4 protein-coding genes are annotated in these 4797 nt (G+C 62.6%); 2 read left to right on the top strand and 2 right to left on the bottom strand.

All coding sequences use genetic code 11. From position 1 onward, the window contains the following. Positions 1 to 303: 303 nt before the first annotated feature. Together BFP93_RS17320 and BFP93_RS17325 are read left to right on the top strand one after the other, a co-directional pair. Entirely contained in the window at positions 304 to 1704 is a 1401-nt protein-coding gene (locus BFP93_RS17320; RefSeq protein WP_065893995.1) for an aspartate aminotransferase family protein, read from the top strand. A gap of 82 nt (positions 1705 to 1786) precedes the next feature. Next, entirely contained in the window at positions 1787 to 2008 is a 222-nt protein-coding gene (locus BFP93_RS17325) for an MbtH family protein (protein WP_057721389.1), read from the top strand. 105 nt (positions 2009 to 2113) lie between these two features. Here BFP93_RS17325 and BFP93_RS17330 read toward each other — a convergent pair whose 3' ends face one another. Beyond that, positions 2114 to 4285 carry a mechanosensitive ion channel family protein gene (locus tag BFP93_RS17330; RefSeq protein ID WP_065893996.1) on the bottom strand — a complete coding sequence of 724 codons (2172 nt, stop codon included), beginning with the start codon at positions 4283 to 4285 and terminating at the stop codon, positions 2114 to 2116. Positions 4286 to 4351: 66 nt separating this feature from the next. Then, a complete protein-coding gene (locus BFP93_RS28920) occupies positions 4352 to 4528 on the bottom strand; it encodes a hypothetical protein (protein ID WP_163001699.1) in 177 nt (58 codons plus the stop codon). Positions 4529 to 4797: the final 269 nt, after the last annotated feature.

The raw sequence follows: 4797 nt of genomic DNA on the forward strand, positions 1-4797 counted from the left end.
ACCCGGCGTCCTGCCGGGTTACCCACGGATTCAAGCCTGCGTTCGGCCAGCGTGGTTTAACGGGGCGCCTAGGATCAAAAGCAGATCAAGAGCGGCTCGCTTCGCATCGTGGTTACGGTTGGGCGCTACAGGGTTGTGTAGATACCTATGGCTATCGGGGGCAAGCCCCCTCCCACATTTGGATCTTCATTCATCAGTTAGACACCACCGGCCCCTAAATCCTCTTCTCGCTGATGCGTCTTCAGAACATGAAGTCCGTGCGTATTCCCCACTCCCACGGATCACCACCTGAGGGATCGAGAGATGTCAGTCGCCACCAGCCCCATTGAAGCCGCGTCTGTGCACGCCAGCGAGACGCTCTATCAGTTCGACGAAACCCCGCTGCTGGCCCGTCAGCGCCAGCAGGAGTCCAACGCCCGCAGCTACCCGCGGCGCATCCCATTGGCGCTCAAGCGGGCCAAGGGTATCTACGTGGAAGACGTGGAGGGCCGCAGTTTCATTGATTGCCTGGCCGGCGCCGGCACGTTGGCGCTTGGGCATAACCACCCGGTGGTGATCCAGGCCATTCAACAGGTATTGAGCGACGAGTTGCCATTGCACACCCTGGACCTGACCACACCGGTCAAGGACCAGTTCGTGCAGGACCTGTTCGGCCTGTTGCCGCCGGAGCTGGCGCGGCAGGCGAAGATCCAGTTCTGCGGCCCGACCGGCACCGATGCGGTGGAAGCGGCCTTGAAACTGGTACGCACCGCCACCGGGCGCAGTACGGTGTTGTCGTTCCAGGGCGGTTATCACGGCATGAGCCAGGGCGCGTTGAGCCTGATGGGCAGCCTCGGGCCGAAGAAACCCTTGGGCGCGTTGCTCGGCAATGGTGTGCAATTTCTGCCATACCCCTACGACTACCGCTGCCCGTTCGGCCTGGGGGGCGCGGAAGGGGTGCGGGTCAACCTGCATTATCTGGAAAACCTGCTCAACGATCCCGAAGCCGGTGTGCTGCCGCCGGCGGCGGTGATTGTCGAAGTGGTGCAGGGCGAGGGCGGCGTGGTGCCGGCGGATCTCGACTGGTTGCGCGGCTTGCGGCGCATTACCGAACAGGCAGGGGTGGCGCTGATTGTCGATGAGATCCAGAGTGGCTTTGGCCGCACCGGCAAAATGTTTGCCTTCGAGCACGCGGGGATCATCCCGGACGTGGTGGTGATGTCCAAAGCCATTGGCGGCAGCTTGCCGTTGGCGGTGGTGGTCTACCGCGACTGGCTCGACACCTGGCTGCCGGGTGCGCATGCCGGAACCTTCCGTGGCAACCAGATGGCAATGGCGGCCGGTTCTGCGGTGATGCGCTACCTCAAGGAGCACAACCTGGCCGCGCATGCGGCGGCGATGGGCGAGCGCTTGGGCGAACACCTGCGCATCCTGCAACGCGACTTTGCGCACCTGGGCGATATTCGCGGGCGTGGGCTGATGCTTGGCGTGGAACTGGTGGACCCCAATGGCGCATGCGACATCCAGGGCCATCCGCCGGTGCATCGCCAGCTTGCGCCCCTGCTGCAACGTGAATGCCTCAAGCGCGGCCTGATCCTCGAGCTGGGCGGGCGGCATGGCAGCGTGGTGCGCTTCCTGCCGCCGCTGGTGATCACCGCCGCCGAGATCGACCGCGTCGCCGAGATCTTCGGGCGCGCCCTGGCGGCGGCGGTCGCCAGCGTCTAATTTTCCTGGCCCTTGATACGTTTCTACAGATATCAGTGCTGCGCATGGTGCGCAGCCGGCCTTTGAGCGACGGAGAACCGCAATGACCTCAGTATTTGACCGCGACGACATCCTGTTTCAGGTAGTGGTCAACCACGAAGAGCAATATTCGATCTGGCCCGACTACAAGGCCGTGCCGGAAGGCTGGCGCACCGTGGGCAAGAGCGGCATGAAGAAAGAATGCCTGGCCTATATCGAAGAGAACTGGACGGATATGCGTCCGCTGAGCCTGCGTCAGAAGATGGATGGCGCTGCACTCGCGTAACCGCTGCGCTTCAAATGTGGGAGGGGGCTTGCCCCCGATGGCAGTGGATCAGTTACAGATGCATCAACTGACACACCGCAATCGGGGGCAAGCCCCCTCCAACAATTAATTCGCGTTGACTTCAGGCCTTTCTTTTTCCTGTCCCCCCGTCACCACCTGCACGCTCAAACGCGGTGTCGCCAGGTCAAGCCCGGCTTCATCCAGGTGCCGCTTGAGCGACAGGTTGAACGCCCGCGACACTTCCCATTGCTTGATCGGCGCGGTCTTGAACCGCGCGCGCAGGATCGCGCTGCCTGATTCAAAACTCTCCACACCCTGGATCTCCAGCGGCGACCAGATATTGCGGCGCTGCAGCGGGTCGTTACGCATGGCCTGGCCGACATCGCGCATCAGCTTGATCGCGTCGTCGATCTCCATGTTGTAGGGAATCGCCACGCGGAAGATCGCGTAGCCGAACTCGCGGGAATAGTTCTTGATGCTCTTGATTTCGCTGAACGGAATGGTGTGCACGATGCCGTCGATATCGCGCAGGCGCACGGTACGAATGGTCAGGCCTTCGACAGTGCCCAGGTGGCCGCCGACGTCCACGTAGTCATCAATGGCCAGGGAGTCTTCGATAATGATGAACAGGCCGGTGATCAGGTCCGCCACCAGCGACTGTGCACCAAAACCGATGGCGATACCGATGACACCCGCACCGGCCAGCAGCGGCGTGACGTTCATGCCCATGTTCGCCAGGGCGACGATGGCGGCAATGATAAAAATGGTCACGAACAGCACGTTGCGGATCAGCGGCATCATGGTCTGCGCCCGCGCGTTGGCCAGGCCTTTGCGTGAGCGGGTCAGGGCGTGGTGGATCGCGGTGTCGCTGAGGATCCAGATCAGCCAGGCGAACAGCAAGGTCCCGCCCAGACCGAACAGCTTGACGCTGACTTCATGGCCGTCGCCTTCGGTAAAGCGAATCATCGACAGGCCCCACACCCGCAGCCCCAACTCGATAAACACCAGCCACACCGCCAGGTGCACCAGGGTGTAGACGAAGTTTTTCAGGCGGTCGGAGTACAGCGCATGGCGCTTGTGCCCGCGTTGCGGTTTGAGGGCGTGGCGTCGCACCAGCCCGTTGATCACCATGCACAACACCAGCAGCACCGTGCACAGCAGCGACTGGCGCAGGGCGGTGCTGCTGTCGCCGGCGGAAAGGAAGGTGGCGAACAGCGAAATGCCCACCAGCAACAGCGCCGGCAGGTACCAGAAGGTGCCGATGATCGAGAGGGTGTCGGTGAGGGCGCGACGCGTCAGACGGCGCGACAGCGGCTGGTTGCGGATCAGGTGGGCGATCGGCCGACGGAACCGCAGGATGAAGACGCCGGTGGACAGCGCTGCCATCACATTGGCAACCGTCGCGGCCGTATGCGCCAGGTGCTGGCCGAGCGCCGCGACCAGTCGCGGGTCGCTCAAGGCTTCGCCAAAGGCGGCAAAACTGCCGATCCACCACAGCGGGCGGAAGGCCTGGTGGCGCAGGATATACAGGGCGCGGTGGCGGTGCGGGCCGTCGAGCACCGAGAAGGCAATCACGCAGATCGCCGAGAAACAGGTGCCGACCACCAGCGCGTAAGCCAGCACCATCGCCAGCGACTTGCCCAGGGACGAGGGCAGGGCGTAGCTCAGGTAAACCGTAATCACCAAGGCGATCAACCACGGGCCCAGCTTGCGCAAGGCAAAGCGCAGCATGTCCCAGGTACGCGGGTGTTGCGGCAGTTCTTCGGGCAAGCCGAAGCGCTCGCGCACGCGGTGGCTGAGCCAGATCAGCGCGGCGGCCAACAGGCTCCACACTGCCAGGATCAGCGCAAAGCCAAAGATGATCGGCAGCCATTCGTTGGCGGGCAGCATCAGCGCGCTGAGTTCATCCCGGGCCAGATCGACTTCATTGGCCCAGCGCCCCAGCGGGCTGTCGGCGCCGGAGAACTGCTGTTCAAAGCCCGACAGCGTGCTGCCGATCAGGCCGAGCACACCCAGCTCGGCCGCCGGCTGGGCTTTCTGCGTGGCGGCGCGCAGCTTTTTCAAGTCGCTCAGCAACTGGGTGCGCTGCTGGTCGTTCTCCAGGGTCTTGATCACCTCGTCCAGCGACTGCCCCAGGGGCACATCGGCCTGGGGTTGGGCCTTGTTGGACCCGCCCAGCATCCCGGGCAAGCCCACCGCCTGGGCGGACGTCAGCGGCAGCATTATGAGCAGGGTGATCAGCAGGTAGCGGGGCAGGGCAAACAGACGGGAAAGCACGAGGCGGTCAACCTTGAAAGCGATGAATGGACCGAGTGTACGAGGCCGCTATGCCAGATGCGAGTGTCATTGCGCCAATTTGGCGAGGATCTTGTACACCACGGTGCCCAGGATCAGCAGCATGCCGACCCACATGCCGAACACGCCAAGGGGGTTGTCACGAAAATTGAAGCCCACGGCGAGCATGATCATGCCGATCAGGATGGGGATAAGCATGGCGTGGAAGGAGGACATGGAGATCATGGGGGTGACGGCCTTGTCGGAGTGGAAGTTCTGACAAGTCTAGGTCGGATTGCGGAAAGTGCAGGTGATGCAGATCAGTCCGTCTATACACATTACTCAATGTGGGAGGGGCGGTGCGACGATTCGACTTGCCCCCGATGGCGCCCTTGGGGCTGGCCGGGATGTTGGATCAGACTGAGTACATATCCGTTTCTGCGGTAACGGCTGCTAATGGTTCCGCTTTTACAGCGGCTCACTTTTGAAAAGCGCAAAAGTAAGCAAAACGCTCT

It is taken from the genome of Pseudomonas sp. 44 R 15 (genome assembly GCF_900004965.1).
Lineage (GTDB): Bacteria > Pseudomonadota > Gammaproteobacteria > Pseudomonadales > Pseudomonadaceae > Aquipseudomonas > Aquipseudomonas orientalis_A.

Bases quoted from the DNA above. Each gene is read 5' to 3' on its own strand.
- BFP93_RS28920 (WP_163001699.1), bottom strand. From the start codon at position 4,528: ATGATCTCCATGTCCTCCTTCCACGCCATGCTTATCCCCATCCTGATC.
- BFP93_RS17320 (WP_065893995.1), top strand. From the start codon at position 304: ATGTCAGTCGCCACCAGCCCCATTGAAGCCGCGTCTGTGCACGCCAGC.
- BFP93_RS17325 (WP_057721389.1), top strand. From the start codon at position 1,787: ATGACCTCAGTATTTGACCGCGACGACATCCTGTTTCAGGTAGTGGTC.